The 26,927-nt window shown below is 50.4% G+C and carries 32 protein-coding genes; 18 read left to right on the top strand and 14 right to left on the bottom strand.

The window, feature by feature from the left end; translation table 11 throughout:
* Positions 1-21: 21 nt before the first annotated feature.
* The 4 genes from sppA to arsC all read right to left on the bottom strand — a co-directional run bounded on the left by sppA (position 22) and on the right by arsC (position 3,291).
* Positions 22-1,890: a signal peptide peptidase SppA gene (gene sppA / locus ACJJIO_RS03275; RefSeq protein ID WP_444910140.1), complete on the bottom strand. Its 1,869-nt coding sequence runs from the start codon at positions 1,888-1,890 to the stop codon at positions 22-24.
* Between the two features lie 83 nt (positions 1,891-1,973).
* The gene (locus tag ACJJIO_RS03270; protein WP_444888451.1) at positions 1,974-2,321 is read right to left on the bottom strand and encodes a DUF2069 domain-containing protein; all 348 of its coding nucleotides are present in this window, start codon (positions 2,319-2,321) and stop codon (positions 1,974-1,976) included.
* Positions 2,322-2,331: 10 nt separating this feature from the next.
* Entirely contained in the window at positions 2,332-2,946 is a 615-nt protein-coding gene (gene wrbA, locus ACJJIO_RS03265) for an NAD(P)H:quinone oxidoreductase (RefSeq protein ID WP_444888452.1), read from the bottom strand.
* Positions 2,947-3,291, bottom strand: a complete 345-nt coding sequence (gene arsC / locus ACJJIO_RS03260) for an arsenate reductase (glutaredoxin) (protein ID WP_252085180.1) — start codon at positions 3,289-3,291, stop codon at positions 2,947-2,949. It abuts the gene before it with no gap.
* Between the two features lie 108 nt (positions 3,292-3,399).
* On the opposite strand from arsC, the gene ACJJIO_RS03255 reads away from it, so the two are divergent.
* The 12 genes from ACJJIO_RS03255 to ACJJIO_RS03200 all read left to right on the top strand — a co-directional run bounded on the left by ACJJIO_RS03255 (position 3,400) and on the right by ACJJIO_RS03200 (position 12,179).
* Positions 3,400-4,791, top strand: a complete 1,392-nt coding sequence (locus ACJJIO_RS03255; protein WP_444910139.1) for a YihY family inner membrane protein — start codon at positions 3,400-3,402, stop codon at positions 4,789-4,791.
* Positions 4,709-5,167 carry a TlpA family protein disulfide reductase gene (locus tag ACJJIO_RS03250; protein WP_444910138.1) on the top strand — a complete coding sequence of 153 codons (459 nt, stop codon included), beginning with the start codon at positions 4,709-4,711 and terminating at the stop codon, positions 5,165-5,167. Before ACJJIO_RS03255 ends, ACJJIO_RS03250 begins: the two co-directional genes overlap by 83 nt.
* A gap of 145 nt (positions 5,168-5,312) precedes the next feature.
* Positions 5,313-6,677, top strand: a complete 1,365-nt coding sequence (locus tag ACJJIO_RS03245; RefSeq protein WP_444885593.1) for an L-cystine transporter — start codon at positions 5,313-5,315, stop codon at positions 6,675-6,677.
* A gap of 132 nt (positions 6,678-6,809) precedes the next feature.
* Positions 6,810-7,256, top strand: a complete 447-nt coding sequence (locus ACJJIO_RS03240; RefSeq protein WP_444910137.1) for a hypothetical protein — start codon at positions 6,810-6,812, stop codon at positions 7,254-7,256.
* Positions 7,257-7,376: 120 nt separating this feature from the next.
* Positions 7,377-7,916: an RNA polymerase sigma factor gene (locus ACJJIO_RS03235; RefSeq protein ID WP_252085185.1), complete on the top strand. Its 540-nt coding sequence runs from the start codon at positions 7,377-7,379 to the stop codon at positions 7,914-7,916.
* Complete coding sequence (locus ACJJIO_RS03230; protein ID WP_444910136.1) at positions 7,913-8,278, top strand: hypothetical protein; 366 nt, start codon at positions 7,913-7,915, stop codon at positions 8,276-8,278. The genes ACJJIO_RS03235 and ACJJIO_RS03230 overlap by 4 nt, the downstream gene beginning before the upstream one ends.
* A complete protein-coding gene (locus tag ACJJIO_RS03225) occupies positions 8,262-8,546 on the top strand; it encodes a hypothetical protein (RefSeq protein WP_444910135.1) in 285 nt (94 codons plus the stop codon). Before ACJJIO_RS03230 ends, ACJJIO_RS03225 begins: the two co-directional genes overlap by 17 nt.
* Positions 8,539-9,057 (top strand): DUF3106 domain-containing protein, encoded by a 519-nt coding sequence (locus tag ACJJIO_RS03220; RefSeq protein WP_444910134.1) that lies wholly within the window; start codon positions 8,539-8,541, stop codon positions 9,055-9,057. The genes ACJJIO_RS03225 and ACJJIO_RS03220 overlap by 8 nt, the downstream gene beginning before the upstream one ends.
* Before the next feature lie 89 nt (positions 9,058-9,146).
* Positions 9,147-9,719, top strand: a complete 573-nt coding sequence (locus ACJJIO_RS03215; protein ID WP_444888455.1) for a glycine zipper 2TM domain-containing protein — start codon at positions 9,147-9,149, stop codon at positions 9,717-9,719.
* A 63-nt stretch (positions 9,720-9,782) separates the two neighbouring features.
* Positions 9,783-10,100, top strand: a complete 318-nt coding sequence (locus ACJJIO_RS03210; protein ID WP_252085190.1) for a PepSY domain-containing protein — start codon at positions 9,783-9,785, stop codon at positions 10,098-10,100.
* Positions 10,101-10,139: 39 nt separating this feature from the next.
* On the top strand, positions 10,140-10,814 hold the full coding sequence (locus ACJJIO_RS03205; protein WP_252085191.1) for a response regulator transcription factor: 675 nt from the start codon (positions 10,140-10,142) through the stop codon (positions 10,812-10,814).
* Positions 10,815-10,826: 12 nt separating this feature from the next.
* On the top strand, positions 10,827-12,179 hold the full coding sequence (locus tag ACJJIO_RS03200; protein WP_444910133.1) for an ATP-binding protein: 1,353 nt from the start codon (positions 10,827-10,829) through the stop codon (positions 12,177-12,179).
* Between the two features lie 31 nt (positions 12,180-12,210).
* On the opposite strand, the gene ACJJIO_RS03195 is transcribed toward ACJJIO_RS03200, so the two are convergent.
* The 6 genes from ACJJIO_RS03195 to ACJJIO_RS03170 all read right to left on the bottom strand — a co-directional run bounded on the left by ACJJIO_RS03195 (position 12,211) and on the right by ACJJIO_RS03170 (position 17,955).
* Complete coding sequence (locus tag ACJJIO_RS03195) at positions 12,211-14,013, bottom strand: acyl-CoA dehydrogenase (protein ID WP_444910132.1); 1,803 nt, start codon at positions 14,011-14,013, stop codon at positions 12,211-12,213.
* A 299-nt stretch (positions 14,014-14,312) separates the two neighbouring features.
* Positions 14,313-15,386: an MJ1255/VC2487 family glycosyltransferase gene (locus tag ACJJIO_RS03190; protein WP_444910131.1), complete on the bottom strand. Its 1,074-nt coding sequence runs from the start codon at positions 15,384-15,386 to the stop codon at positions 14,313-14,315.
* Positions 15,383-15,889: a phosphatase PAP2 family protein gene (locus tag ACJJIO_RS03185; RefSeq protein WP_444888459.1), complete on the bottom strand. Its 507-nt coding sequence runs from the start codon at positions 15,887-15,889 to the stop codon at positions 15,383-15,385. Before ACJJIO_RS03185 ends, ACJJIO_RS03190 begins: the two co-directional genes overlap by 4 nt.
* A gap of 253 nt (positions 15,890-16,142) precedes the next feature.
* The gene (locus ACJJIO_RS03180) at positions 16,143-17,210 is read right to left on the bottom strand and encodes a saccharopine dehydrogenase family protein (protein WP_444910130.1); all 1,068 of its coding nucleotides are present in this window, start codon (positions 17,208-17,210) and stop codon (positions 16,143-16,145) included.
* Between the two features lie 161 nt (positions 17,211-17,371).
* The gene (locus tag ACJJIO_RS03175) at positions 17,372-17,620 is read right to left on the bottom strand and encodes a DUF1653 domain-containing protein (RefSeq protein WP_252085197.1); all 249 of its coding nucleotides are present in this window, start codon (positions 17,618-17,620) and stop codon (positions 17,372-17,374) included.
* A 14-nt stretch (positions 17,621-17,634) separates the two neighbouring features.
* Entirely contained in the window at positions 17,635-17,955 is a 321-nt protein-coding gene (locus ACJJIO_RS03170; protein WP_444910129.1) for a DUF3301 domain-containing protein, read from the bottom strand.
* Between the two features lie 54 nt (positions 17,956-18,009).
* Here ACJJIO_RS03170 and ACJJIO_RS03165 point away from each other — a divergent pair, with 54 nt between their 5' ends.
* The 3 genes from ACJJIO_RS03165 to tmpT all read left to right on the top strand — a co-directional run bounded on the left by ACJJIO_RS03165 (position 18,010) and on the right by tmpT (position 20,436).
* Positions 18,010-18,705 (top strand): SDR family oxidoreductase, encoded by a 696-nt coding sequence (locus ACJJIO_RS03165; protein ID WP_444910128.1) that lies wholly within the window; start codon positions 18,010-18,012, stop codon positions 18,703-18,705.
* 290 nt (positions 18,706-18,995) lie between these two features.
* Positions 18,996-19,523: a DUF1097 domain-containing protein gene (locus tag ACJJIO_RS03160; protein ID WP_444910127.1), complete on the top strand. Its 528-nt coding sequence runs from the start codon at positions 18,996-18,998 to the stop codon at positions 19,521-19,523.
* Between the two features lie 274 nt (positions 19,524-19,797).
* Entirely contained in the window at positions 19,798-20,436 is a 639-nt protein-coding gene (gene tmpT / locus ACJJIO_RS03155) for a thiopurine S-methyltransferase (protein ID WP_444910126.1), read from the top strand.
* 31 nt (positions 20,437-20,467) lie between these two features.
* Here the strand turns inward: tmpT and ACJJIO_RS03150 are convergent, their stop codons facing one another.
* Positions 20,468-20,746: a GIY-YIG nuclease family protein gene (locus tag ACJJIO_RS03150; RefSeq protein WP_444885578.1), complete on the bottom strand. Its 279-nt coding sequence runs from the start codon at positions 20,744-20,746 to the stop codon at positions 20,468-20,470.
* A 60-nt stretch (positions 20,747-20,806) separates the two neighbouring features.
* Complete coding sequence (locus ACJJIO_RS03145) at positions 20,807-21,895, bottom strand: PA0069 family radical SAM protein (protein WP_444910125.1); 1,089 nt, start codon at positions 21,893-21,895, stop codon at positions 20,807-20,809.
* A 128-nt stretch (positions 21,896-22,023) separates the two neighbouring features.
* Between ACJJIO_RS03145 and ACJJIO_RS03140 the strand changes: the two genes are divergently transcribed.
* Positions 22,024-23,172 carry an epoxide hydrolase family protein gene (locus tag ACJJIO_RS03140; protein ID WP_444910124.1) on the top strand — a complete coding sequence of 383 codons (1,149 nt, stop codon included), beginning with the start codon at positions 22,024-22,026 and terminating at the stop codon, positions 23,170-23,172.
* A 258-nt stretch (positions 23,173-23,430) separates the two neighbouring features.
* Here ACJJIO_RS03140 and ACJJIO_RS03135 read toward each other — a convergent pair whose 3' ends face one another.
* Together ACJJIO_RS03135 and ACJJIO_RS03130 are read right to left on the bottom strand one after the other, a co-directional pair.
* Positions 23,431-23,892 carry a hypothetical protein gene (locus ACJJIO_RS03135; RefSeq protein WP_444898689.1) on the bottom strand — a complete coding sequence of 154 codons (462 nt, stop codon included), beginning with the start codon at positions 23,890-23,892 and terminating at the stop codon, positions 23,431-23,433.
* Between the two features lie 46 nt (positions 23,893-23,938).
* Positions 23,939-24,409 carry a DUF6841 family protein gene (locus ACJJIO_RS03130; protein WP_444910123.1) on the bottom strand — a complete coding sequence of 157 codons (471 nt, stop codon included), beginning with the start codon at positions 24,407-24,409 and terminating at the stop codon, positions 23,939-23,941.
* Positions 24,410-24,543: 134 nt separating this feature from the next.
* Here ACJJIO_RS03130 and ACJJIO_RS03125 point away from each other — a divergent pair, with 134 nt between their 5' ends.
* Together ACJJIO_RS03125 and ACJJIO_RS03120 are read left to right on the top strand one after the other, a co-directional pair.
* Complete coding sequence (locus ACJJIO_RS03125) at positions 24,544-25,143, top strand: LysE family translocator (protein ID WP_444910122.1); 600 nt, start codon at positions 24,544-24,546, stop codon at positions 25,141-25,143.
* Positions 25,144-25,358: 215 nt separating this feature from the next.
* Complete coding sequence (locus ACJJIO_RS03120; protein WP_444910121.1) at positions 25,359-26,657, top strand: condensation domain-containing protein; 1,299 nt, start codon at positions 25,359-25,361, stop codon at positions 26,655-26,657.
* The last annotated feature ends 270 nt before the right edge of the window (positions 26,658-26,927 follow it).

Here is a 26,927-nt window from a genome sequence, read left to right as displayed (position 1 = left end):
GTGGTGTTGAGATGAAAAACTTTAGGGCGCTTGGCAGGGCAGGCAGCGCACATAGAGGGCGCGCGGGTCGCGATAGCTCTGCAGCTCGGCGATTGGCGCCAATACCGGCTGCACGCTGTTTAGCCAGGCGCCGAGTGGCAGATTGGCTTCAAGGCTCGCGGCAATTTTCGCGTCTACATTGTCGCTCAAAGCGCGCAGGAATTTTTCGCCGGGGCTCAGTTCACGCTGGATCTCTACTACGTCGTATTCTTCGATTTCAGCAAGCTGCGCGGCGTCGGCGATGGCGTCGCTGAGATTGCCGAGATCGTCTACCAATCCTAATTTCTTGGCGGCGCGACCGGTCCATACCTGCCCCTGGGCAATCTTGTGCACCTCTTTGGGAGTGCTGCCGCGGGCTTCGGCGACAATACGCAGGAAGCGTGCATAGGTGTTATCCACCCCTTGCTGCAGAATGCTGGCTGCTGCTGGCGACAGGGCGCGATCCAGGCGCATACTGCCGGCCAGGTCCGAGGTACCTACGCCATCGGTGTAAACACCGATATGCTCGAGGGAGTTCTCAAACGTTGGGAAGGCGCCAAATACACCGATAGAGCCAGTGAGCGTGGCCGGGGAGGCCCAGATGCGATCGCCGCCAGTGGCGATCCAGTAGCCACCGGAAGCAGCGAGACTGCCCATGGAAATCACCACTGGAATTTTTGCTGCACGGGTAGCCAGCAACTCCTGGCGAATGGCCTCGGAAGCAAAGGCGGAGCCGCCGCCGCTATCGATACGCAGTACCAGGGCATCCACTTCTTTTTCTCGGGCGCGTTGGATTAATTTGCCGAGACTTTCACTGCCGATGCGACCGGCAGGTGCCTGGCCGTCGACAATAGAACCACTGGCGGTGATCAGACCAATTTTCTTGGACTCCCGGATAGGTTTGGCCGCCTCGGCAAGTTTATGGCTGCGCAAGTAGGCGAGGGCGTCAATAAACTTGTACTCGCGCTTTTTACTATCATCTTCGCCGATGGTCTTTTTCAGCTCCTCCATTGCCTCAATGCGGCTGGCGAGCTGGTCCACGAGTTTATTGGCCAGTGCGGCTTCGGCCCAACTGCCCTGATGCTGTTGCAGTTTTTGCGGCAATTCATTGATAAACAGGTCGATGCTCTCGGCGGGCAGGTTGCGCAGGCCGGTTACCTGCTCGCTGTATTCTCCCCAGAGTTCATTCAGCCAGCGCTGGTTGTTTTCACGCGAGGCGGGGGACATATCGTCACGGGTGTAGGGCTCGATAAAGTCTTTGTAATCGCCCACGCGGAACACATGGAAGTTGACTTTGAGTTTCTCCAGGGCGCTCTTGTAATAGTTGCGATAAACACCGAAGCCGGTGAGCATCACTGAGCCCATAGGATTGAGGTACACCTTATCTGCGTGGCTGGCGAGGAAGTACTGAGGTTGGGTGAAGTTGTCACCCACAGCGTAAATAGGTTTGTCCGCAGCTTTAAAGCGTTGTAGAGCCGCGCCTATTTCATCGAGCTTGCTGAGACTGCCACCTACCATGTGGTCTAGCTCTAGCACCAGTGAGGAGATACGTTTATCCGTGGCGGCATTGTCGATAGCGTCTACCAGATCTTTGACGCGCACCTCTGCGGGGCCGCGGTTGCCGCCCAGGAAAATCGGTAAAGTGGCGGGCTGGGCCAGTTCATCCACAAGAAAGCCATGGGGCGCTACGCGCAGGGCCGCGCCCTGTGGAACCACTAAACGCTCGTCCTTGCTGAAAATGGCGATACCTAGAAACAGCAAAATCAGCAGGAAGACGATATTGGTGAATACTCGTCGTAACCAAGTGATGGAGCCGCCAATCGCAGCTAAAAAGCCTCGGGCAAACCCTTTTTTCTGGGGTGAATCAGTCAAACCTCAAAACTCCTCAGTGCGTGGAAAGCGCATGTTTCCACGCCTTTGTGTCTGGAACCATTGGCGGAAATTCCGTCATGGGGTTACTGCATGCGATGCCAGCGACTGCTCATCATTGCAGAAAAGAATAGGATAAGGCTCAAAACCATCATTACGCCATCCTCCCAGCCTCGTGTAGGCATCATTACGTCGACAATGCTGGTGGTAATGTACAAAAGCAGAATAAAACAGAGCCAGAGATAACTGCGATAACGTTGCTTGATCAGGCCCGGCAGCACCAGCAGTAACGGTACCGTCTGAATCAGCCAAAGGGAGAGAGAGCCCCCCTCGACAAACAGGTTCCGCACTGCAAACAGCACCAACAGGCCGATATAGCAAAACCAATTAATACGGAGCGCAATGTGTAGTTTGCGCTGAATAGTGTCGTTCACGTTGAATCCTTTATTTGGCAGCTGGAACCGCTAGGGTCTGGGCCAGTTGGCCGACACGTGTACCGAGCGCCCTGCACAGGGTGATTTCATCTTCGCTCAGGTCGCTGGTATGACCTTTATTCCAGTGAGAAGCGCCGTAGGGCGTACCGCCGGTACTGGTCCGCATGAGGGCCGCTTCAGAGTAGGGAATGCCAGCAATCAACATGCCGTGATGCAGAAGTGGCAGCATCATTGAGGTAAGTGTGGTCTCTTGCCCACCGTGTAGGCTGCCGGTGGCGGTAAATACCGCAGCCGGTTTGCCAGTGAGGCTGCCATCCAGCCAAATGTCGCTGGTCTGGTCGAGAAAATAGCGCAGCGGTGATGCCATATTGCCAAAGCGGGTGGGGCTGCCCATCAACAGGCCTGCACACTGACGCAGGTCGTCGAGGGTGCAGTAGGGCGCGCCCTCACTTGGCACAGGGGCCAGACTGGCCTCGGAGTCGGGAGACACTGCGGGTACGGTGCGCAGTCGCGCGGCGATACCGCTGGCTTCCACCCCCCGTGCTAGCTCAGCAGCCATGCGCGCAGTGGCGCCGCTGCGGCTGTAATAGAGAATCAGCACATAGGCTTCGCTTTCGGGCGACATTTAGAGCAGCTCCAGCGCATTTTCTGGTGGGCGGCCGATCGTGGCTTTGTCGTCTCTTACTACGATCGGGCGCTGGATCAGGATGGGATTTTCTACCATGGCCTTGATTAGCTGAGCTTCGTCAAGGTCCCCGTCTTTCAGGTTGAGTTGCTTATACGGCTCCTCTCCGGTGCGCAACAGGTCGCGTGCAGGGATGCCGAGTTTTTGCAGTACCTGGTTTAGCTCTTCAGCAGAAGGAGGGTTTTGCAGGTAGAGAATCACTTCCGGTTCCACACCGTTGTCCTGCAGCAATTGCAGGGTTTGACGGGATTTTGAGCAGCGCGGGTTGTGGTAGATCGTCCACATTATGTCGGTATCCTGTTACTGTTTGGCGTATTCTAACCGAATACCGTAGCGGAATTCTAAGGCGCAAGTCGAGTACTCGCTGCATTTGGCGGAGGTCGCACACAGGGAATGAAATTGAAATCAAGCGTGAAAGACTGGCTCGTTCAATGGCGGCGCTTTGCGACCTCTTTGTGGTCTTTATTTGTGGAGAAAAACTGCCAAAAAAGTGCGGCGGCTCTCACTTATATGACTCTGTTCGCCATAGTGCCGCTAGTGACAGTGAGTTTTGCGATGTTGTCGCTGTTCCCGGACTTTGCCGGCCTGCAAACTCGCTTGCAGGAACAGCTTTTTTCCCACTTTGTGCCGCAAAGTGGGCGTGAGGTTCAGGAATATATCAGCAGTTTTTCTGCCCAGGCGCAGCGGCTTACCGGGCTGGGTATTGCCATGCTGGTGGTAACTTCGGGACTTACACTGCGCAGCATTGAGGGCACCTTTAATTCTATCTGGGATGTATCCCGTGGGCGCAGTGGGGTTTCGAGCTTTCTATTGTACTGGGCCATTCTCAGTCTTGGGCCCATCTTATTAGGGGCAGGGCTTGCTGCCAGTACTTTCTTGCTCTCACAGAAGCTGTTTTTAGGCGGGGAAGAGGGTATCGGCATGATGGCTGTGGTGCTGCGGGTGCTGCCTTTTATTTTCACCACGATTGTTTTCACCCTGCTTTTTGTCGCTGTGCCTAACTGCTATGTGTCCCTGCGCCATGGTATTGAGGGAGGGGTGGTCACTTCAATTGCCTTTGAAATCATGAAATACCTGTTTGGTGCCATCGTTGCGCGCAGTTCTGTACAGGCTATTTATGGGGCCTTTGCCTTTGTGCCTTTGTTCCTGTTGTGGATTTATATGATGTGGATGTTGGTGCTGGCAGGCTGTGTACTGGTGCGAACCCTTTCTGTGTATCGCGCTGCAACCCAAGGCCGTCAGCATTCAGACCTGGTCGCCACTTTGATTGTCCTCTGGCAAATGTTTAAAGGTGGGTGGCATGGCAAACCTTTGCGCGAGCGTGATATTTCTTTGTTGGGAATTAAATTTGGCCAGTGGCGTCGCTTGCGGGACGTCTTACAAGCACATCGGGTGATTGCCCAGACCGATGGGAGTGATTATGTCCTACTGCGCGATCTTAATGCAGTATCGCTCATGGAGCTTTCCGGTTGGTTGAATCCTCAGTGGATTCCCAGTGGTAATCCAAGCGATTTACAAGGGTTCGAGTGGTATAGCGAAGTGGAGAGTCGTTTTGCCAAGGCGCGCGGGACTGCCGGGGAACAGCTGGGAATCACAATTGGATCTCTTTTTACCGCAGCCTTGGAAAAGGAGCAGGCCGAAGCCAGTGAAACGGAAATACCAAAACACTTAGAAAATGAAATTATGGAAGCGGAGGGTCAGGATGATGTTGCTGATAATAAAAAAAATGAAGAAAACTCTGGTAGTAACCTCTCTATTCTTGGTAAGCGTAATCGGCGCTTGTGAGAGTGACAGGCGTTTGCACTCCGTGAGTGGTGCGCCGGTTGTTACCGAGGGGAAAATAGTCCTGGTCAACTATTGGGCGGAGTGGTGCAAACCCTGTCGGGAAGAAGTGCCGGTACTTAATGAGTTGGCGCAAACCAATAGTGATGTGGTAGTGGTGGGGGTTAATTTTGATGGTTTGCCCACACCTGCAGCAATTGAGCAGGCGCAGAAACTGGGCATAGAATTTCCGCTGTTGGCCCAAGAGCCAGATGGCCGCTGGGGGCAACCCTGGCCTGAAGTACTGCCTACAACTTTAGTGATTGGTGAAGATGGTCGCTGGATAAAAACACTGGTTGGCCCTCAGACTGCTGAGGACTTAAAGGTGGCTCTCCAGTAAAGTTGTCTCTCTAAGATAATTAAAAAAAATTAATCAATATAACTATAACCAAAGTATCTATAACCAAGGTAACTATAGGGCATTGGCATATCGCTGATAGCATGCCGCCACTTTTTTAGTTTGCCCAGGGTGGGATTCTCATACCATGCACATCGGCGCTTTTGTTCTGCTTCTCGGTTTTGTGGTTTTAATGTTTGGCTTGTACCGCTGGCAGCGTGGCAGGGACACCCTTGCCCCTGGTGTGTTTGCTGGGCTGTTACTGGGTGTGGCTTTTGGGGCGCTTCTACAGCTATCGCGTAACTGGGGTGTTGCTCCGGGTGAGGTTCTGCCCTGGATTGAGATGTTGGGCGATAGCTATGTAAACCTATTGTATATGTTGGTTATGCCACTCGTACTCACTTCTATTCTGGTGGCAGTGGTAAAAGTGAGTCACACCCAGGCGCTGGGTAAAATTAGTGTGTCGGTGCTGGGGGTTTTACTCGGCACTACTGCAATTGCCGCCCTGATAGGTGTGGCCATGGCCGATTTGTTTGGGCTCTCTGCTGCGGGTCTTGTCGAAGGAACCCGTGAGGCGGCAAGGGTTGAAGTGCTCAATGAGCGAATTGGGCGGGTCAGCGATCTCTCGATTCCCGAAATTATCACCTCTTTTATTCCGCGCAATATTTTCCTGGATTTGACCGGGGCCCGCTCCACCTCTGTAATTTCAGTGGTTATTTTTGCTGTGCTATTGGGGCTTGCGGCCCTGGCTGTACGCCGTGAGTTTCCGCAGGAAGGTGCCGCTATCGAGCGCTTTGTGCATGTCGCACAAGTCTGGATTATGAAGTTGGTGCGTTTGGTTATGGCATTCACGCCCTACGGAGTTATGGCGCTGGTTGCTGGACTGATTGCCAAATCCAGCTGGGCGGATATTGCCAATCTGTTTGGTTTTGTCGTGGCTTCTTTCTGTGCGATAGGCCTAATGTTTTTGGTGCATGGTTTATTGCTGTTGGTAAATGGAGTGAATCCACTGCACTACTTCACCAAGGTCTGGCCGGTGCTGGTGTTTGCCTTTAGCTCCCGTTCCAGTGCCGCCACCATTCCCCTGAATGTGGAAACCCAGGTAGATGAACTGCGCAATTCACCGGCTATTGCCAACTTCTCTGCATCCTTCGGTGCCACTATTGGTCAAAATGGTTGCGCGGGAATTTATCCTGCGATGCTTGCCACCATGGTGGCGGTGCCGATGGGTATTAACGTGTGGGACCCAATGTGGTTGGGCACCCTGTTGGTAGTGGTGGTCATCAGCTCCTTCGGTATTGCCGGAGTGGGTGGTGGGGCAACTTTTGCCGCACTGGTGGTGCTGCCGGCAATGGGTTTGCCAGTTACCATCGCGGCGCTATTGATTTCTGTGGAGCCGCTGATTGATATGGCGCGAACTGCTCTCAACGTGAATGGCGCTATGACGGCGGGTACCTTGACCCAGCGCTGGCTTGGGGATGAGGTGCCCGGTCCAGAGGTCGTAGAAGGATAAGTAAGAGTCGCAGGCCTATGGAATAAGCACCTGAAAAAATAAAATTTCTTGTCAACCTCTGGTCCAGTAGAGCGTTCTAATCATTGCAGTTTAAACCTTATTGGTTTTCCTCAAATGGAAATGGAGTGATTTATGAAAAAACTGATTGGACTCTCGCTGTTGACTATTGGCCTGGCTTTTCCTTACTCCCTTTATGCACAGAGTGATGAGAGCGAACCGCATGACCACGGTGACCATGTTGAAGATCGTCTCGATCAAAAAGGCGATCGCATAGAGGCGAGATTGGATCAAAAGGGAGATCACATTGAAGAGCGCCTCGATAACAAGGGTGATCGCATCAATGAACGCTTGGATCAAAGAGCTGAGCAGGCTGCTGCTAATGGCAATGATAAATTGGCTGAGCGACTGGACCGCAAAGGGGATCGTATCGACAACCGGCTTGACCAGAAAGGCGAGCGAATTAACGAACGCTTGGATAACAAGGGTGCAAAAATCAATAACCGGCTAGACAAAAAAGGAGAGCGCACAGATCGCCGTATGGATCGACGTGCCAAGGCTCGCAAGCGTGAAGAGGGATGATCTCGAGAACTGGGGTGGCATAAATAAAAAAGTGCGGGCGAAGTCTTTGTATGACGACTTCAAAATCAATAAAAAGAATCTGGAAGAGTATTCTTTGCGCAAGGACTTCAGCCGGTTTCTATGAATCAGTTCCTCGCCCAGGTGGAGAAACGGGCATTCACCATGGCGAATTACGCTGTTGGCAATCGGGATGATGCACTGGATATCGTGCAGGATTCCATGTTGGCGTTGGTGAGGAAATATAGTGGCCGCGATCGGGCCGAGTGGCGGCCGTTGTTTTTCACTATTCTCAATAACCGGATTACCGATTGGCACCGGCGTAACAATAAGCTATCCCGCTGGCAACTATTTCGGGAAAAGCTACCGGCAAACAGCGATGAGCTAGATCCAGCGCCGCTGGAATGGGTCGATAGCCATAATCCCACCCCGGATAAGGTCCTTGCTGGCGAACGCCTATTGGAAGCCATCGATAGTGCTGTGGCCAAGTTGCCCCTGCGCCAACAGCAGGCCTTCCTGCTGCGCTGTGTCGAGGAATTCGATGTTGCCGAAACTGCGCGGGCAATGTCCTGCAGTCAGGGGAGTGTTAAGACCCATTTATCAAGAGCTATGCGCAGTTTGCGCAACCATCTAGAGGCATTCCAACTAGAGGCAACGCAATGAATAGTCGGCAAGAAAATCCAGTCGTGCAGAGTGATTCATTAAAGAAAGCTGCGCATCATGCAGTTGTCCGGCGGGAGCGTGATATTGATACAGAGACTCTGTCGCGGCTTGCTGCAGCCAGACAACGCGCAGTGGCAGCAAAGAAATCGTATTATCGTGACTCTCCCGGCTGGCTAGTTTTCACTGGCGCTTGTGCATCATTGTTGTTATTGCTGTTTTGGCCTGTATCCAGCGAGCAGGCCGCTACCGAATTGCTGAGTGCCACTGACTGGTATTTATATGAGGAAATGGATGTCGAAATGGTTGAGGATATGGAGTTCTACCAGTGGTTGGCGGAAGAGTTGAATGGGCAATCCTCCTAGTGATGAAAAAGTCCTTTTTCCTAAGAAAAGTATCGCTAAAGGCCTTTTCTATACGGTGCTCTTTTTTGCAGCCCCGCTACCGGCGCAGGATCTGCAGCCACTGGATGAGGACTTCCTGATGTTTGTCGGGGAGTGGGCCGATGAGCAGGGAGATATACAAGCGCCGGAAGCGCTGGAGATGTTGTTACCCAAGCCGGAAAAACCAGCCATAACAGGCAGACCAAATACCGGGGGAGGGGAGACCCACGAGGAGCTGAGCGATGAGTGAGCGAAGAACCATATTGATTGGTTGGCTGGCCGCCGTGTATTTATCGCTCTTTGTGAATGTTTCTCAGGCACAGGATTGGCAGAGTCTCAGTGACAGTGAGCGCCGACTTTTACAGAATTTTGAGACGCGCTGGTCACAATTGAGTCAAGATCGACGGGAACAATTGTTACGCGGGGCCAGGCGTTGGAGTGAAATGAACCCCGAGCAGCGCCAAGAAGCGCGTCAACAGTATAAGCGCTGGCAGGATATACCCAGGGAGCGGCGCACCCAGTTGCGGGACTCTTATCGCCGCTTTATGGACCTACCAGAGGAGGAGCGTCAGCGTATTCGCGAGGCGCGCAAGCGCTTCCGTCAGATGCCTCCCCAGCAGCGTAAACAGTTGCGGGAACAATGGGAGAAGGATAAACGCGGCCGTGCGGAGAATCGGGAAAGGCGGAACCAGCGGGAACGGCGCCGCAGGGAGAGACAGGAGCGGCGGCAGCAGAGGCGAGAGGAAACGGAGAGAACCTGATATTTCTTACCACCTCAGGTGTAATTCAGCGTCTATTCAGATGAATTTGACTACTCTGGCTCCCGTTGATGAATAACGGGAGATCGATTGTGCAACTCTTCAAGCAGTTTATCGCTGGCGCGGCAGTCGCCGCGCTGGTGGCCTTGAGTGCTACCGCCAAAGCGGGCCCCAATGGTTATACAGACCCCTACGGTGCGGATAGCTACGACTTTGCCCGCGTCACCGAGGTTACTCCCGTTTACACCGATATTCAGGTCCGTAACCCGCGCACTTACTGCCGGGATGAGCAGGTGGCCTACCGGGAGCCCGCTTCTCCGGCGGGTACTGTGGTTGGCGGGCTGATCGGTGCCGCTGTTGGCAACAGCTTGGGACGTGGCGGTCATCACGGTCGCTATCACCACCATCACGGCCAACGGGCTGGTGCCACTGTTGCGGGCGCACTAGTGGGAGCGCTGGTGGGTAACCAGATCAGTCGGGCCAACGCCCCAACTTATTACGCCACGGAATCTCGTTGCCAGGTTGTCGACGAGTTCAGTACACAGCGGGAATTAGTCGGATACGATGTGCGCTATCGGTATAATGGTCAGGTTTATCTGACTCGTACAGATTACCACCCGGGCGAGAGAATCCGGGTTCGTGTCGCAGTCTCGCCGGCGCCTTGAGCCGGCGGAAGGCGGTCGAAATAGTAAAAGGTGGAAAACCAGGACATCCACAGGAGCCGCACAGTGAAATCGAGCCGCACTTTTATTCGGCATTTTCTTTTCCTTATCGTTTTGTTTCCCGGTCTATGTGCTGCCTCCTGGCAGGGTGGGCCGGCTCCGCAGAGGGAAAACTTCCGGCATGAGTTCCGCTGGGTACAGGACGGGGGTGTTTCCCGGGAAAAGGCCGCTTCGATTGTGAAACGGCGTTTTGGCGGCAAAATATTATCGGTCTCTGAAACCCGCAAACAGGGCCAGGTGGTCTACCGGGTAAAGGGGCTGTCCGATAAGAGTCAGGTCTATGTAGTTTTTGTGGACAAGAAGAGCGGCAGGATCTCCCGTTAATCACCCGCTACCACAGACTCGCAGTACAAGGGAAAGAATATGCGCGCACTATTAGTCGAAGATGAAGTTTTACTGCGCCAGCAGCTGGCAGAATCACTGCGCGGCGCTGGCTATACCGTAGATGAGGCGCCGGATGGAGAAGAGGCGCTCTACCTGGGGCGTGAATATCCTTACGATGTCGCGGTTATGGATCTGGGGCTGCCAAAAATGGATGGCATTCAGGTTATTCAGACACTGCGTGGCGAAGACAAGCATTTCCCTATCCTGATTCTCACCGCTCGCGGCCACTGGCAGGAGCGTGTGGCCGGCTTGGAAGCTGGTGGTGACGACTATCTGGTAAAGCCCTTCCACACCGAGGAGTTACTGGCGAGATTGAATGCGCTGGTGCGGCGCTCCGCCGGGTTTTCTTCACCCACGATCAAAGCGGGCCCGATATTGCTGGATACCAGCTCTCAGCGGGTCACAGTCAACGACACCGAGCTGGAGTTGACCTCTTTCGAATACAAGGTGCTCGAATACCTGATGCTGCACCCGGATGAAGTAGTCTCCAAGACCACCCTCACCGAACATATCTATGAACAGGACTGCGACCGGGATAGCAATGTGATCGAAGTGTTTATCGGGCGCCTGCGCAAGAAATTTGATGCGGCGGCACAGCTTAAGCCCATCGAAACCCTGCGTGGCCGCGGATACCGCTTTATGGCTCCCAGTTGACCCTGATTTGTAATGCGACTGTTTTCCTTTTGGCTGAATTCCCTAAAAGGCCGCCTGGCACTGGTTACCAGCCTGGTGCTGGTGGCATTTGTGCTGTTGATTTCCGGGGTGCTGGAGCACGCTTATCGCACCTCTTTGAATGAGGCCAAACAGCGCGAGCTGCAGCTTTATATCTACACCCTGCTGGCACTGGCGGAACCTGAAGGCGAGAGTCTGGTGCTGCCGCCCGAACTGCCCGAACAGCGCTTCAACCAGCCAGATTCCGGCCTGATTGGCGCAGTTTTGGATGGGCAAGGGCGGGTAATTTGGCGTTCTGAATCGGCCCTGGCAATGCCAGAGGTGGAATTTTCCCCGCTGCCGCAAGGGCAGCAGTCTTTTATGCGTATTTCCCTGCCAGGTGGCGATGCCAATTACAGCAGCTTCCGCCAGGGAGTGGCTTGGGGTCTGGAAAATGAGCACCCTTTTACCTTTGTGGTGCTGGAGGATGCGGCGCCGCTACAGGCACAGGTCGGGCAGTTCCGTTCGACCATCTGGCAGTGGCTGGGGGTGGCGGCGCTGTTGCTGGTCTTGGCTCAATGGCTGGTATTGCGCTGGGGATTTGCGCCGTTAAGCGCACTGGCGCAGGCCCTGCGCGATATGCAGCAGGGTGGCAGCGATCGCCTGGAGGGAAACTTCCCGCTGGAGTTGCGCCCGCTTACCGACAACCTGAACCTGTTGATTGAAAATGAGCGGCGTCAGCGTGAGAAGACCCGCCATACCTTGGCGGACCTGGCCCACAGTCTGAAAACGCCACTGGCGGTACTCAAAGGGTTGAGCCTGGAAAAGGACCCCGATGCCGCCGGAAAAACCCTTGCGGATCAAGTACAGCGTATGGACAGTATTATTAGCTACCAACTTCAGCGCGCGGTTGCCAGCTCTCCCAAGTCTATCCTGCGCGGTATTGCCGTGGCGCCACTTCTGGAAAAGATCCTGGATGCCCTGGAAAAAGTCTATCGCAGCAGGCCCTGTGAAGTGCGAAGGGAGTGTACTGAGAACGCTCTGTTCTATGGGGATGAGGGCGATTTGATGGAGCTGCTTGGCAACCTGCTCGATAATGCTTACAAGTACGGTGCCGGCCAGGTTCGAGTTGTTATTGAGAACCCCGAGGAGGGGCGTAAGCTCTCTATCCAGGTCGCTGATAATGGGCCCGGCCTAGATAGCGATAAATGGCGCGAAGTAACCCAGCGCGGAGTACGTGCCGACCAGCAGCAGCCTGGCCAGGGTATTGGCCTGGCTGTTGTGGTGGACATTGTTGAGAGTTACCAGGGGCAAATCAGCGCTGAATCTCTTCCCGAGGGGGGCACGGAAATTACTGTACTGCTGTAGTTGCTACGTGGCCCCTCCTGATCGTCACTCGCTAAAACCAATCGACTCGCATATCGAACGGCAGGTTATTGCCACTTTGCAGCAGGCTTATTTGCGGCTGGATATTGGGTAGTTCCCATTCAAAATAAAAGAGGGCGGTGTGCAACTTGCCACGGTAAAAATTGCCATCTTCCTCGCTGGTAGTTCCTTCCAGGGCATTCGCGGCGATAACCGCCTGTCGCAGCCAGATCCAGGCCACCATAATGCAGCCGAAAACATCCAGATAGAGAGTGGCATTACTGAGCCCGCGATCCACATCCTCCTGTAATTGCGTAAACAGGGCCATGCCCGTTTCGTCGAGCTTTTGCAGGGATTCCTCCAGGGTATCGGCCATGCTAATCAAGCTCTCTTTCTGCCGTGCTTCCAATACCGTTTTACGGATTTCTGTTTGTAACAGCTGGTAGGCCTGGAAATTTTTGCTGGGCACTTTGCGCGCGAGTAGATCGAGGGCGTGGATACCTTCAGTGCCCTCGTGAATGGCGTTCAGGCGATTGTCCCGATAAAGCTGTTCCAGGGGGAATTCCCGAATATAACCGGCGCCGCCGAGTACCTGGATGGCCAGTTCATTGGCTTTCAGGCAGTATTTGGAGGGCCAGGATTTCACTACCGGAGTAATTAGGTCTAACAGAGTGGCTGCCAGCTGGCTCTCTTCTTCCGTGGGTGCGCTGTGCTGGTCTTCATAAAGAGAAGTGGCGTACATACTTAAGCCCAGGCCACCCTCGGCATAGGCCTTTTGCATCAGCAGCATACGGCGAATGTCTGCATGTTGAATAATGGGTACTTGCTTGGCGCTGGGGTCCTGGTTGGAAGGCAGGCGTCCCTGGGGGCGGTCCTTGGCATACTGCAAGGAGTAGGCATAGCCCTGATAACCCAGAATAGAGGCCCCTGCGCCGACACTGATCCGAGCCTCATTCATCATCTGGAACATATATTTGAGCCCCTGATGAGGCTCACCGATCAGGTAGCCCACTGCGCCCTGATCCTCACCAAAACTCAATACTGTAGAGGTCGTGTTGCGAAAGCCCATTTTATGCAGTAATCCCGCCAGTTTTACATCGTTGGGCTGGGCTACCTGGCCGTTTTCATCAAGGAGCATTTTAGGCACTAAAAATAGGGATATTCCCTTAACGCCGGCGGGAGCACCCTTGATTTTTGCCAATACCAGATGAACGATATTTTCTGTCAGAGACTGGTCGCCGCCGGAGATATACATCTTTTGTCCGCGGATACGGTAGCTGCCATCTTCGGCCTGTTCGGCACTGGTGCGGATATCGGCCAGAGCTGAGCCCTGATCGGGCTCTGTGAGGGCCATAGTGCCGGCGAAGCGGCCATCGAGCATCTGCGGCAAAAACTTTGCCTTTAGGCTGTCACTGGCAAAAGAGCGCAGCAGGTTGGCGGCGGCAATAGTCAGGAAGGGGTAGCAAGCGCTGGCAATATTTGCGGCACTAACATAGCCAAGGGCCGTGCTGATTATCGCTTTGGGCAGCTGCATACCGCCTTCATCAAAATTACAGTGCCCCGCGAGAAAACCGGCCTCCGAGAAGGCATCCCAAGATTGCTTGGTCTCTGCGATCATCTGTATTTTTTCGCCGTCAAAGTTGGGCTCATTGGCATCACCCTTGGCATTGTGGTTGGCGAAAAATTTTTCGGCAATGGTGCGTGCGGTTTTCAGTGTTGCATCGAAAACTTCCCTGGAATGCTCCTTGTAACGTGGTCGCTGTAGCAGCGCTTCGGTATCGAGAAATTCATAGAGTAGAAATTCGGTATCACGGTCGTTGAGCAATGAATTAGTCATGCTTACCTCATTATTTTTTTTATGGAGCAAATGTACATATTAGTCCGACTACAAAAATTTCAAATCCACTGCACTATTGCTGGAGATAGACTCTCGTGCCGTGCTGATCAAATATTTTTTTTGAGTGCTGGATAAATAAATGTCTAGTTGGCCACTGAATGGCAGATAAGTAAACGCTGAGGCTCAAAATTGGGCAATGACTTTTTGTGTGAATGCGCTTGGCGATATGGTGGTAGAAGGTCGTGGGCCATAGACTGGCAATGGTCTTTACAACTGCGGATAGCGCAAAAAAAGAAGGGTTAGTCGGTAGCGTTCTGGTAGGTGGGTGCAGACCCTTCGGTGGGGCGGGGGGTCACTTGTCGCCATAAACTGCGGGCGAGATCTGCGGGGTCTCGCTTGCAGCCCTGTGCTATCCAGGCAGCAATAGCTTGTGCGACATCTGGCCATTGGATACGTACAGATTTTGGCCCCTCCTGCAACCAGGTGTGAATACTATTGGCATCTATGGAGCGTACGATTTTCGCCAGCTTTAGTTGTTCCAGTGCTTGGGCATTGGCTTCCTGTTCAAATTGATAGGCCAGTGGTCGGCTTAGGATGGGTTTGCCTTGAGCCAGGGTCTCTGCCAGTAATTCAAAACCACTGTTACAGATTACTGCACGGGCATTGACCAAGTCCTGTTGGAATCCTAGTGTGGAAGGCGACTTTATCTGGATATTGTTTGCCGTGGGCAGATTTTCTGGCACACCGTAAACAATAAATTGCCGTTCTACTTTGGCCAGTTCCTCCAGCATGGGTATTGGGTGTTCAAAGGGCAGGTAGACCAGAATGTAATCTTCTGTGTCACTCACGGGTTTGGGTTGAGGGGGGACTATGGGCGGTAATATGGGGTTGCCAAAGTGATGCCAGTGCAAACCCAGGCTTTTTTTTGTGGGAGCAAAGATACGTAAAACGGTATGAAAAGGCCAGTTATACCTGGGCATGGGAATCGAGTGTAAAAAAGCGTATTGGTGACCGATACCCACACTGGGCTTTTTGCGCATTTTCGCCGCCCAGGCGGTGACAGGTTCATAGTCACTGATGATTAGGTCGTATTCGCTAACTGGCAGTTTGCGGACATCCTGGATTAATTGGCGCAATTTAGCCTGGGCAACCGTGGCCAAGCTTCTGAGGCGCCCCTCACTGTGGACAATGGTCATTCCCTCCCGCCACCAATAGTCGCCAAACAATTCCATGCCAAACAGGTTTTCCTTGGGTCTACCTGAAAACAGCCATTGGATTTCAAGTTCTGGATATTGTTGCAATGCCTTTGCCAATGTGCGTGAACGGGCAATATGTCCATTGCCGGTGGCCTGTACGCCATAGAGTATTTTCATAAAAGAACGGCGCCAGTGGCTAATGCGACACATGAACCGAGAAGGGCACCGGCGAAAATATCAGAAGGGAAATGTACCCCCAGGCCTACACGGGCGGCGCCTACCCCGGTCGCCCAGATATAACCTAGTCCCCACATTGGGCTGACTTGTTGAGTCATAAATGTAATAAAAAGAAAGGCTGCAGAGGTATGTCCCGAGGGCAGGCTGAAACGGTCATGGGCGATAATAATCGGGCGCATACCGGGGATAGCCTGAGGTGGACGCCTGCGGCGGGTCGTATTTTTGATTGTCCAATAGAGAGAGCGCTCTACCGCCAAGCCAGAGCATGCGGCAATAAAAAGCTGAGTGGCGGCGTTGGAAATAATATAACTGAGGAGTACGGCGACGGTGAGCCAGCCATCTCCAGATTTGGATAGCCAAAGGTACCGTCTGCGTGAAGTGGGACGTGACGCCCGTTCCGTGAGATACAGAACCAGGGACACATCAATACTCTTCAAATTCATGGATAAGTCTCGCATGCCGCAAACTTAAAAATTGATTATTGCACGGAGTTGACCAAATGATGTCGTAATAGTGAAATCTCAAAATAGATGTTATTTACGCCTACATACCGCTTTTAAAAGCGTGGCAGAAAATTGATCCAGGATAGGTGAACAAGGCGCTAAGAAAGGAATGGCTGGAAAGAGAGTCGGAGCAGCTGTCCGCGGCTCCATGATTTGCCCTTAGAAAAAAGCAGAAAGGTTTTGAGAACAGTGGCTAGGCCGATTTGATTTCGATCGTTCCAGAGCCGTGTAGATTCTCCACCAGCTTATGGCCGCAGAGTTTTGATGGCGTGAAATAGCCCCCTTCGCTCTGATAGTCGAGAAGATATTGCATGATTGCCAGGGAACCAGAGACGGTAACATCGTAGCCGTTGGCGGTGGTGAGTCGGCCAACTTTACGCTCACCGCGACGGTCATTGCGCACTTCTCCCCAAACCCAGGTTTTCTGGCCGGCACGACGCTCTTCACTGGGGCCTCGAACAGACTTGCTCACTTTTGCTTTCAGCCAGTTTTGTAGCCACTGGGTACGAAGCAGCCAACGAAATCCATTCAGGCGCTTTAGCTTCTTTGCCCTTGCAGGGCTCATGGGGATGTAGGCCTCAATGTTTTGAATACCGGTTGAGTGGAAGGCAGTGGAGATATCGCCCCAGGGAATTGCGACAGCAAACTTTTCACCTCGGCCAAAATCGATGGTGCGGGTAAGCTGCCCATGGCCAATGGTTTCGATTTTGCCATTGCGCCGAATGGCGCCTCCCATACCGAGGCTTTCGATAGAGGTCTTGGCTGTACCGGGGCTTAAACTCGACTCCGAGTCGAAGCCAAGCGCCAGGTGCGTGGCTGACGGTAGAGCCCTGTGTAATGCGGCAGCGAGGCAATCAGTAGGAATGACATCGAATCCCGCACCGGGGCAAAGTACGACTCCCTTGGCTTTGGCTTCATCATCAAGACGGTGTGCGGTCTCATAAACGGAAATTTCACCAGTGATATCCTGGTAGTGGGTACGGGTGTTGAGGCAGGCCCTCATCATGGATTCAGCGGTAGCAGAAAATGGACCGGCGCAGTGGATAACCAGATAAACGTCCCGCAAGCTGCGTTCCAAGACTTCCGTATTAGCCAAGTCGATGGCCATGGCCGGGAGAGTAAGGGCTTCTGCCAGAGGCTGTAATTTTTGAGCATTGCGACCAGCTAGAATGGGGCGATAACCCAGCGCTACAGCTTGGCGGGCAATCAGCTCACCAGTGTAACCATAGGCGCCATAGATCATAATATTCTTGTTGTTCACCGGTTTTCCTTGTGGGTTCGAGAGCGGGTTGTCCGAGAGGATCAAGCTTGTTTGTCGGGCGCCAAATTTTATCGATTAATATTGGCTTCTGTCTGACACGAGAGGTTATCCCTCTGGCATTAAATGGCGCAAGACAGGGATTGGAGACTGATTGGATTTATTTATTCTGGCGCTTTTTTTACGTGGGTGTTATCCATCATTTCGAAGGCTTTTTCGAGTTTAAAGCGGGGGAATGTTTTTCCATCCTCTGAGACTGTGTCGCTAAACATAGCGTAGGGCCTAGCCGAAACAATATAGTTTCCGTAGAGCGCGCGATAGATCACCAGGAGCTCTTCTGTTTCGCTATGGATAGCTGTGTGTAGGACTTCGTAAAGATTTCCTTTGTAGTGGCGATAAAGGCCGGGTTTCATCAACAAATACCAAGTTAACTCAAATGGTGTGGAGACAGCTGTAGCTGCTCAATTCGGCGGCCGTGGAGAATTGCCACACCGGAATAGCGGTGCTCTCCAGTGGAAGTAAATTCAAACTCATAACTGCGTTGCAGGCTGATCTGGCCTCGACGGTCACGTTTTAAGCGGATGCGTACCAGCACAACCGTATCGTCGAGAAGTTGCACTCCCAGTTGTTTGCAGTGATTGGCCGCAGCGCGCCTGACATGTTCTTTTGCTGCCATATTGGCCCAGATATACCAAGCCACGGAAGCTAATAGTAATAACCAAAGTAGATTGTCGGGTGAGTAGTACATTGTTCTACAGTTGCTATGATCGCGATCCGCAAGAATAACACTGAAGGAGAGGCGATGTCTGGCACCATAATGATCACCGGCTGTAATAGAGGCATAGGCCTGGAGTTGACTGCCCAGTTTGCCAAGGATGGATGGCGTGTATTCGCCTGTTGTAGAGATCTGAAAAAGGCCGATGAACTCAACGCCTTACAGGCTAAATACCCACTGATAGAGCCCATCCAGTTGGATGTAACCGACTATGAGCAAATGATTGCTCTCGGTAAGGCCTTGAAAGGGGAGCCTATCGATGTCTTGCTCAATAATGCGGGATATTACGGCCCAAAAGGCACTGGTTTTGGCAAAGTGGACCGGGAAGAATGGCGCCGCGTATTGGAGTCCAACACCATTGCGCCATATATGATGGCGGAAACTTTTTGCGATAACGTAGCGGCCAGCGACTACAAGCTGATAGCCATGATGAGCAGCAAGGTGGGCAGTATCGCCGATAACCGCTCTGGGGGTGGTTATATTTATCGAAGCTCCAAAACAGCACTCAACCAGATCGTTAAAAGCTTGTCGATTGATCTCCATGATCGCGGAATCACAGTTATGGCCCTGCACCCGGGCTGGGTGAAAACTGCGATGGGAGGTCCCGGTGCCCTGATTTCAACGGCACAAAGTGTGGCTGCACTGAAGAAACTGCTTACGCAAGCGGGTCAGGGTAAGAGTGGACGATTTTATAATTATGATGGCAGTGAAATCCCCTGGTAATCCCCATATCTCCTCAATTGGCCTCTGTTGATCACCTACTAAGAAAACGCCCTTTGGGTAGGTAGAACCACTCCTTGAATTTGCCGCATGTTTGTACCGATTGCAAGATTGGGCAAGGATGCGGAAGAAGTCTGCTACCCGCAAATTCAAAAGACGCGAGAAAATACACTTAATGGAGGGATGACTATAGCTCCTCCACTTATTGTTATCAGTAGTCAGCGTGGCGTAGAAAGCATTTAGGCAAGGAATTACCAGTCATTAATGCGTGCAGTGGAGATTGAGAGGAAGTAATGAATAGCGTAACTGAAAGTCTCGAACATAGTAACGGGCAATCTCAGGAACGTCTTTTTACTGGGTTGCTGATTTTTCTGAGTGCCTCTTTGGCGATTGTGGCAGCCCAGCTTGTTGGTGTGCCCAGCTGGGTGTCGGCCCTGGGTGCTGTTACCTATTTTGCCAGAGGCGGCAGTTTGCGTTCCGGTGGCTATAACCTGGCCTGTGCAGTTACAGGGCTTGGGCTAGGATTGGCCGCAATTGTGGGAACTGCAGGGTGGCAACTGGAACAACCATGGTTAGCTTTACCTATGGCCTTATTATTATCGGCCATTGGGGCCTGGGCAATGGGTTTGGTTACTGGGGTTGGCAATATTATTAGTTATGGGATTGGTATCTTGATCGCTTTCACAGCTCAGCAACCGATCTCTTTAGATGGTTATTTCCTGCTTATTACTGCTGCTGTACTTGGCGCGATAGTCGCGGGGTTGGTTGATTTTATTTGGCCGGGAAAACTCTTTATCTCTGGATCGACGAAAAGCAAATAACTTGTGGCTGTTGAAGAAAGAGAGAGTACTCCGGACTCCCACTAAATCTGTGAAAGAATTGTTCTGAGGTATCGGTAATGTTGAAGAGCATCCTATTTACAGGAGCCTTTGTTTTTTTAACTGCACTGGCTTTCACTGAGCCCGAGGATTCCGGTCCTGAAGTAGAGTCTGAACTGGAATACCTTTTATATTAGGTTTAGTGAGTGTGAAGGATCTCTGAATTATCCGTCAGAGTTATCAGAAATAACCGTTAGAATGCACATGGGGGTGCAACATGGAAGCGACATATTGGCATGAGAAGTGGAAGAAAAATAATATAGCTTTCCACGAAGCCTCTGGTAATTCCTTACTGTCGGAGTTCTTTTCACAGCTTTCTCTCTCCAAAGGCGATAGAGTATTTGTTCCACTATGTGGCAAAACCCGTGATATCGCCTGGTTGCTTTCTGGAGGTTATCGAGTCGTTGGTGCCGAGCTGAGTGAAATGGCGGTAGAGCAACTATTTCAAGAGATGGATAAAACCCCAGAAGTCGAGCAAATTGCCAACCTTAAGCGCTATAAGGCCAGTAATATTGATATTTATGTAGGGGATATTTTCGACCTGGATAAGGAAATACTACAGGAAGTTGATGGTATCTATGATCGTGCCGCCTTGGTGGCGTTGCCACAAGACATTCGCCCAGGGTATGCCCAGCACCTGATGGCGATGACAAAAGTGGCCCCTCAATTACTGATATCTTTTGAGTATGAGCAGTCTGAGTTAGCGGGTCCCCCCTTCTCCATCAGCTCTCAGGAGATTTTTGAGCGTTACAATGCGGATTACCACCTGAAGATGCTGGCCTCCAGGGATGTGCCAGGTGGCTTAAAAGGGCTGGTACCAGCGAGGGAAGTGGCTTGGCTGCTTACCAGGCGCTAGTCGCTTAGGGCTCACGAGGGCACAATGATGGTTAGCTGGGTAAATCAGGCAATGCCATTGTGCCGGCAATAAGCGCTTCTTTTTTATGCTTGGGCCACCTCTTGATGGCGATTTCCAATTTCAGTGCAGAAGATTTATCCTGAGTTTTTACCTGATATTCAAGTGTGAGAGGCCCTTTACCGCGAAGGGCCTTGGCCGCTTTGGCCCCGCCACCACAGTGCTCGGCAAAGCGTCGTTGAATATCTTTAGTTATCCCCGTATAGAGGGTACCGCTGGAAGTGCGGATTAAATACAAAAACCAGGCATCCATTAAAATCTTGTCCGCAAGGGATTTTTCTCAGTTTCTTGTAGGTTAAAACGCATAGCTCAGTTAAAAAAGAGACTGCTGCTCGCCGGCTAGGGGTGGTGCATTAAATTGGCTGCTATCCAGGGATAGGCGCCGGTGATTTAACCCCAATTTCCTAATGGCGACAATAAACCGCTGCCGCAGTAACTGAGCGAAAACCCCTGTACCGGTTCTGCGTTGGGAAAAGTCACTTTGATAGTCCCGCCCACCGCGGCTCTGTTGTATCAGACTCATTACATGGTCGGCCCTTTGTGGGTAATGTAGTGATAGCCACTCACGGAAAAGTGGCGCCACCTCATGGGGTAGCCGCAGGAGGATATAGGCCGCCCTCTCGGCACCTGAATCCCGCCCGGCCTTCAAAATAGCTTCCAGCTCACAGTCATTAAGTGCGGGGATCATTGGAGCTGCAAGTACGGCCGTGGGTATCCCAGCCTTGCTCAATTGTTCGATAGTACACAGGCGGGCAGAAGGCCCCGCTGTGCGAGGTTCCAATTTCCTTTTTAAATCCCTCTCCAGAGTAGTCACACTAATTGCCACCTGAGCAAGGTTGTCCTGTGCCATCTCAGCCAAGATGGGAAGATCCCGTAAAATCAGCTGGCTCTTGGTGACAATGGTGACCGGTTGTCGAAACTCCTGCATTACTGTAAGCAATGCCTGGGTTATGCCTTTCTCTTTCTCTAGAGGCTGATATGGGTCTGTATTCGCGCCTAGTGCTATGGGACTACAGGTGTAGCTTGGTTTGCGCAGCGTCTGCTCCAACAATACGGGCGCGTTAGCCTTAAAAAAGATCTTGCTTTCGAAGTCGAGCCCTGGGGAAAGATCCATATAGGCATGAGCTGGTCTCGCGTAGCAATAGACACAACCATGCTCACAGCCACGGTAAGGATTGATAGACTGAGTAAAGGGGATGTCGGGCGATTGATTGGTGGCGATAATCGACTTGCCCTTCTCTTCAATGGCGGTAGTCAGTAGTCGCTCCAGAGGCTCAGCCTCGGTTTGCCAACCATCGCTTTCCCGTGTACTGATGTGCTCGGCAAAACGACCATTGATATTACTGGCGGCTCCGCGCCCTTTATGTAAGGGCTGAGGATTGTTTGATTCTATCTTTTTCATCGGAACTAGGGTGCTGTATGTTTGTACAGTTTACGGTTTTGGTTCAGTACAAAGCAATGGCCAATCAATCTTTGTAATTGTCTATCCGCGGCTACTTAGTCAGCTCACTCAGGAGATGGAATCTACGAATGGCTCAGGTCCAACCTTTCAGGATTGATATACAAGAATCTCAGCTGGCTGATATGCACCGAAGGATACGGGAGGCACGTTGGCCTGAGGCAGAAACCGTAGATGGATGGGCGCAGGGAATCCCTTTGAATTATCTTAAGGATTTCTGTGATTATTGGCTAAATGACTATGACTGGTATGCCACTCAGCAGAGGCTGAATCAATATGACCAGTTCATAACAACCATTCACGACCTGGAAATTCATCTAATTCATGTCAAAAGCAGTCATAGAAGCGCCACGCCAATCGTAATAACCCATGGTTGGCCCAGTTCTTTTGTGGAATTTCTCAAAGTGATAAAGCCCCTGACTGAGCCGACTCAATATGGGGGGAGTGCTGAGGAGGCTTTCCATGTGGTATGCCCATCGCTCCCTGGTTTCGCTTTTTCGGGTAAGCCTGTAACGACGGGGTGGGGTATCCCAAGAATTGCCGCTGCCTGGGATACCCTAATGCATCGCCTGGGGTATCAATCGTACTTGGCTCAAGGGGGAGATTGGGGCCGGTCGGTGGCCACTGAAATTGGCATACAGAATCTGGGCGCGTGCAGGGCTATTCATATCAATAATCCCAAGGAAGAGCCAGCCGCTGAAGCCTTGCAGTGGCCCAGCGAGGAAGAGAAAGAGGCCCTGGCCGGAATACGATTCTTCAATTGTTGGGATTCCGGTTTTGCCAAGGAACAGAGTACCCGCCCTCAAACACTGGGGTATAGTCTTGCGGATTCTCCCATAGGACAGGCTGCCTGGATATTAGAGAAGTTTCATTTATGGAGCAATTGCCAGGGAACTTTGGAGAGTATTTTTACCAGGAATGAATTACTAGACAATATCATGCTTTATTGGCTGACAAATACAGCGGCCTCTTCTGCGCGACTATTTTGGGAAAGCTTCGATGCCCCCTATGGCCCCGATCAGGAAAAGGTAGTGCAATTGCCCACTGGAGTCAGTATTTATCCTGGAGAGATGGTAAGAATACCCCGCTCTTGGGCTGAGGGGCGTTATAAGAACATTTGTTATTGGAATCATTTGAAACGAGGAGGGCACTTTTCGGCTTTTGAACAGCCCGAATTATATGTCGAGGAAATAAGGGCCTGGAAGAGAAGCTTGCAGTAGAAGCTGGTAACTTCTCCCCATTAAGATAGCCCTCACCCTTCAAGGCGAGAGCCGGCCCCCCATAAAGTTCTCATCCATTGATAAGAGCCTCAGTGTTACGCAGACAGAAACTGGCATAACTTGGCCATATCAGAAATTGTTAGAATTTCTCTACTAATTGGCTATAGATTATTTGTTCCGTCTCCAATGCGTAAGGGTTTTATTGAGCTTAATGAATCTTATTTCCGAGATATCAATTATTCTGGGGCCAATTTGGGATTACGAGACACTTTCGGTCTCGGGGTTATATTTAGGTGGCATGGTTAGTCCGGGCCGCTCATCATCCCAAATCATATTGACTATTTTCCATGAATGCCCATCGTGATAAAGCTGAATGCTGTTTATCCCCCGCTTGATAAACTGGGTTTTATCACTATCTCTCCAGGCTTCGTAACTACTGAATGCGTGAGCGATATTGCCGAAAGACTCAATAATATTGTGAATTTCTACCTCATAAAAAGCGGCATCTCCAACCACCCTCTGAAAATTTTCAGGGTAATCCTGGATATTCATGACCAGCGCCTGGGGATTACCTTCACCATCTAAAGAGGTTCGAATGACTTTAGCGTAAGGTGTGAATAGCGATAATTGTTTTTTCCAGTCGCGCTTGAATCCTTCTGGGCCAGAAATCACTTGATACAATTCTGTAAGAAGCACTCTGATTTCACTATGAGATCTCATTTCTAAATCCCTCTAGGTTTTTTAGGGGCTACTACTGTTTTATTGTTTAACTTTTACCTGTAAAACATTTTGTATTACTTTCTGGCTCGGAAGGGAGCCAGGATAAGATTTTCCACCCTTCTTCAGTCTTGGCCAATGTATAAGTGCTGCATTGATGATCCAGAACCTGTCTTTCTGAGCTGTAGCGTTTAAGCAGTATTGTTGTAACTGACATATTCTCATTCTGAAAGAAAGACTTAAACTCAAGGATCTCAGAATTTTTATAACCTCGCTTGGCTAGACCATCACGTATTTTAGATAGTACTTCTTCTACTTGTGCTGAATCTTGTGGGGTTAAAATGTGTGGGCCAAAGATAAAGTGAGGTGATTCTGTGAAGAAGTGAGATGCGGAGCCTTTTATGTTGTTCGAAGAAAATTCATTAATGAAGCCTGTGATATGTTCTTCGACTGTGGGCTCTGCGAGTGATTGAAAGCTGGTACACATGAGCAAGATTGCTAGGAGAATAATTCTTTTCAACTTGATTTCCTTTAGTTAAGTTGGGGTAACTCTCTTAGGGTTCGCCATTCTCAGTAGCGCTTATTTATCTTGATTGCGTCCCAATAACAATCATTCTTTTAAGATGATAAATTAAATAATATTCGAGTGTAAATATGTCCTTGTTCTTAGCGATGTTTGGGTTTTCGCTCACTATGTCGATTACGCCAGGGCCTGTAAACATGGTAATCGTCTCATCTGGAGTGCAGTATGGTTTTGCTCGTACCATTCCATTTGTATCTGGGGCGACAATAGGATTTACCTTACTGCTTGCCATGATCGGCTTTGGACTTTACCAGGTACTGGAGCGTTATCCACAGGTGTTGCAGTATCTTGCTATCGCTGGATCACTCTATGTCATCTATCTAGGGTACAAGGTTGCCAGCGGGCCCACGGAAGAGATAGCTGTTGCTGAACGTACCCTGCCGCGCTTCCATGAGGGGTTTCTTCTGCAATGGTTAAATCCAAAGGCATGGATTGCCTGTGTATCTGGTGTTGCCTTGTTTTCAAGCCCTCAGAGTAACAGTTTATTTTATTTTGTGGGGATTTATTTTTTTGTCTGTTATTTGTCGTTAACCGCCTGGGCTCTTATGGGGGATAGAATCAGGCTGGTGTTAGGGACTGAAGTGAGAATTAAAATATTTAATAGAGTGATGGGGGCATTGTTAGCAACTTCCGCAATCTATCTACTATACAGTCAATTTCTTGAAAAATAGCGCCTTACAGCTAAGGTGCTTGGCTTGACTGGTGAGCCGGATCTCTTGCGACCATATCGTTACATATATTCATTGATTGTGGTTTCTAACCCTGTGAGATTGATGCTCGCAATGACATAGGGAAGCCGGGATGGGATATTGATTTATGATTAAGCCTTATATTATTTCTTTTCTATACTAATTGGCAGTAACCTCCCTTTAGGGGCGAGACTGCTATGAAAAAAACAAAACCTTTTCGTAAGCTTGGGGCTCAAGAATCACTTTTCATGGAGTTGGCCGAAAAGTCTAATGGTGCGGTACAGCTGCTTGTCTTCTTTAGGGCTTGTAAGCCCTTAGGCGTTGAAAGGCTATTAAAGGGGATGAAGTACTTACATAACCTGCACCCTATGCTGCGTTCTCGTATAGAAAAAATGGCTTATGCGCATTGGTTTTGTGATGTGGATTTTGAAGATATTCCTATTGAGATTCATAAAAATACACCCTCTATATGTTATCAAGTAGAGTTTAAGCGCTTGGCAATAAAAAAAATTGAATTAGATAAGTATAGCTATCGTTTGAACGTTTACCTTGACAAAAATGATAATGTAATTTGGGTTGCTTTCATTGTAAGTCATGCAGCTATTGATGGGCGTTCAGTATTGATCTTGATTCGTGATCTGGATAGGTACTTGAGAGGGCATGAAAGAAATAAAACTTCTGCTTCCATAATGGACAAATCAGTGGTGGAATATGTTTACTCAAGGAAAAATATTAAAAGATCACAGCTGACTGAAAGAATTAATGATTGCGCGCCCCTAAAATGGCCAGTAGAGAAAGCAGTAGCGGCCCCATATCGAAGAGGATGTTCTGTTTATCAAGTTCTTCCCAAAAAAAATTATGACCGCTTGCATCTACTTTTTCGGCAGAAAAACATTCAGGCTACATCGATCTATAGTGCTGTTGCTATTCTGGCTGCACGCTCACTTCCAAGCTTCCAGCCCAAGGTGGAATTGATGTTACCTATAAACGCTCAACAATTATGTAAACCTCTTATAGATAAAGAGGTTGTGGGTGAGTGTACAACTACGATAACTTTATCTTTATCCCCAGAGGATACCAGCCTTGATCTGCTTAGCCTTGCGCGCTTGATTCAAAAAAAAGTCTTTTTTCAATTAAAAAGTGGAATTTTTTATGAGTCGCCAATAGAGCCTAATTTCATCCCCAGTGAAATCGAAAACCTGGCCAAAAGTGCTGCCTCCCCAAAAAATCACTTCTCTTCAGGAATTTGTGTTTCTAATATGGGGGATGTGCATGAGATCACAGGTCCACTGAAGTTCTTCGATTTTGGCCTAGTTATGACGGTTCAGAATCATGGAGCACATCCCATAATGCTGGTTACCTATACACTAAATGAGCAGGAGTTTTTTGTTTTTGGCTATTGCGAGCCGCTTGTTAGTAGTGGTAGTGCCCTTAAATATGTGAAAACTTACATGGAATTAATTACCGATTTTTCCAATGGTTATGCTGTTGAATAAAGCTGCTTTAAAAGTATAGCAGTTCTTCCTAAGTTTATAGTTAATAGATGCATTCCTGAATCCCCCAGTTTTTCACTCTCATTTGAGTGGTTTCCAGAGTATAAGGTTTCTCAAGTTTGCGGTGATTGCCGACAGTAGAGGTTAGATAGGCTATTGATTGTAGATGAATAGATTTAAGGGTTTACAGGTATATTGACTGCACCTTGGATATCGGTCTCTTTTTGTTTAAAGAATTTTAAATGAAAATACGTTTTGGTGTGTCGATATTAA

The organism is Microbulbifer mixtoriginis (SeqCode) (assembly GCF_052467235.1).
This window is presented reverse-complemented; position numbering and strand designations above follow the sequence as displayed.

What these genes read in the sequence shown, in the direction of transcription:
- wrbA (WP_444888452.1), bottom strand. Translation starts at nt 2,946, where the DNA reads ATGTCGCCCGAAAGCGAAGCCTATGTGCTGATTCTCTATTACAGCCGC.
- ACJJIO_RS03255 (WP_444910139.1), top strand. Translation starts at nt 3,400, where the DNA reads ATGAAATTGAAATCAAGCGTGAAAGACTGGCTCGTTCAATGGCGGCGC.
- ACJJIO_RS03125 (WP_444910122.1), top strand. Translation starts at nt 24,544, where the DNA reads ATGTCCTTGTTCTTAGCGATGTTTGGGTTTTCGCTCACTATGTCGATT.
- ACJJIO_RS03200 (WP_444910133.1), top strand. Translation starts at nt 10,827, where the DNA reads ATGCGACTGTTTTCCTTTTGGCTGAATTCCCTAAAAGGCCGCCTGGCA.
- ACJJIO_RS03140 (WP_444910124.1), top strand. Translation starts at nt 22,024, where the DNA reads ATGGCTCAGGTCCAACCTTTCAGGATTGATATACAAGAATCTCAGCTG.
- ACJJIO_RS03240 (WP_444910137.1), top strand. Translation starts at nt 6,810, where the DNA reads ATGAAAAAACTGATTGGACTCTCGCTGTTGACTATTGGCCTGGCTTTT.
- ACJJIO_RS03135 (WP_444898689.1), bottom strand. Translation starts at nt 23,892, where the DNA reads ATGAGATCTCATAGTGAAATCAGAGTGCTTCTTACAGAATTGTATCAA.
- ACJJIO_RS03235 (WP_252085185.1), top strand. Translation starts at nt 7,377, where the DNA reads ATGAATCAGTTCCTCGCCCAGGTGGAGAAACGGGCATTCACCATGGCG.
- ACJJIO_RS03220 (WP_444910134.1), top strand. Translation starts at nt 8,539, where the DNA reads ATGAGTGAGCGAAGAACCATATTGATTGGTTGGCTGGCCGCCGTGTAT.
- arsC (WP_252085180.1), bottom strand. Translation starts at nt 3,291, where the DNA reads ATGTGGACGATCTACCACAACCCGCGCTGCTCAAAATCCCGTCAAACC.
- ACJJIO_RS03175 (WP_252085197.1), bottom strand. Translation starts at nt 17,620, where the DNA reads ATGAAACCCGGCCTTTATCGCCACTACAAAGGAAATCTTTACGAAGTC.
- ACJJIO_RS03190 (WP_444910131.1), bottom strand. Translation starts at nt 15,386, where the DNA reads ATGAAAATACTCTATGGCGTACAGGCCACCGGCAATGGACATATTGCC.
- ACJJIO_RS03230 (WP_444910136.1), top strand. Translation starts at nt 7,913, where the DNA reads ATGAATAGTCGGCAAGAAAATCCAGTCGTGCAGAGTGATTCATTAAAG.
- tmpT (WP_444910126.1), top strand. Translation starts at nt 19,798, where the DNA reads ATGGAAGCGACATATTGGCATGAGAAGTGGAAGAAAAATAATATAGCT.
- ACJJIO_RS03205 (WP_252085191.1), top strand. Translation starts at nt 10,140, where the DNA reads ATGCGCGCACTATTAGTCGAAGATGAAGTTTTACTGCGCCAGCAGCTG.
- ACJJIO_RS03165 (WP_444910128.1), top strand. Translation starts at nt 18,010, where the DNA reads ATGTCTGGCACCATAATGATCACCGGCTGTAATAGAGGCATAGGCCTG.
- ACJJIO_RS03170 (WP_444910129.1), bottom strand. Translation starts at nt 17,955, where the DNA reads ATGTACTACTCACCCGACAATCTACTTTGGTTATTACTATTAGCTTCC.
- ACJJIO_RS03245 (WP_444885593.1), top strand. Translation starts at nt 5,313, where the DNA reads ATGCACATCGGCGCTTTTGTTCTGCTTCTCGGTTTTGTGGTTTTAATG.
- ACJJIO_RS03120 (WP_444910121.1), top strand. Translation starts at nt 25,359, where the DNA reads ATGAAAAAAACAAAACCTTTTCGTAAGCTTGGGGCTCAAGAATCACTT.
- ACJJIO_RS03145 (WP_444910125.1), bottom strand. Translation starts at nt 21,895, where the DNA reads ATGAAAAAGATAGAATCAAACAATCCTCAGCCCTTACATAAAGGGCGC.
- ACJJIO_RS03185 (WP_444888459.1), bottom strand. Translation starts at nt 15,889, where the DNA reads ATGAATTTGAAGAGTATTGATGTGTCCCTGGTTCTGTATCTCACGGAA.
- ACJJIO_RS03150 (WP_444885578.1), bottom strand. Translation starts at nt 20,746, where the DNA reads ATGGATGCCTGGTTTTTGTATTTAATCCGCACTTCCAGCGGTACCCTC.
- ACJJIO_RS03160 (WP_444910127.1), top strand. Translation starts at nt 18,996, where the DNA reads ATGAATAGCGTAACTGAAAGTCTCGAACATAGTAACGGGCAATCTCAG.
- ACJJIO_RS03225 (WP_444910135.1), top strand. Translation starts at nt 8,262, where the DNA reads ATGGGCAATCCTCCTAGTGATGAAAAAGTCCTTTTTCCTAAGAAAAGT.
- ACJJIO_RS03250 (WP_444910138.1), top strand. Translation starts at nt 4,709, where the DNA reads ATGATGTTGCTGATAATAAAAAAAATGAAGAAAACTCTGGTAGTAACC.
- ACJJIO_RS03195 (WP_444910132.1), bottom strand. Translation starts at nt 14,013, where the DNA reads ATGACTAATTCATTGCTCAACGACCGTGATACCGAATTTCTACTCTAT.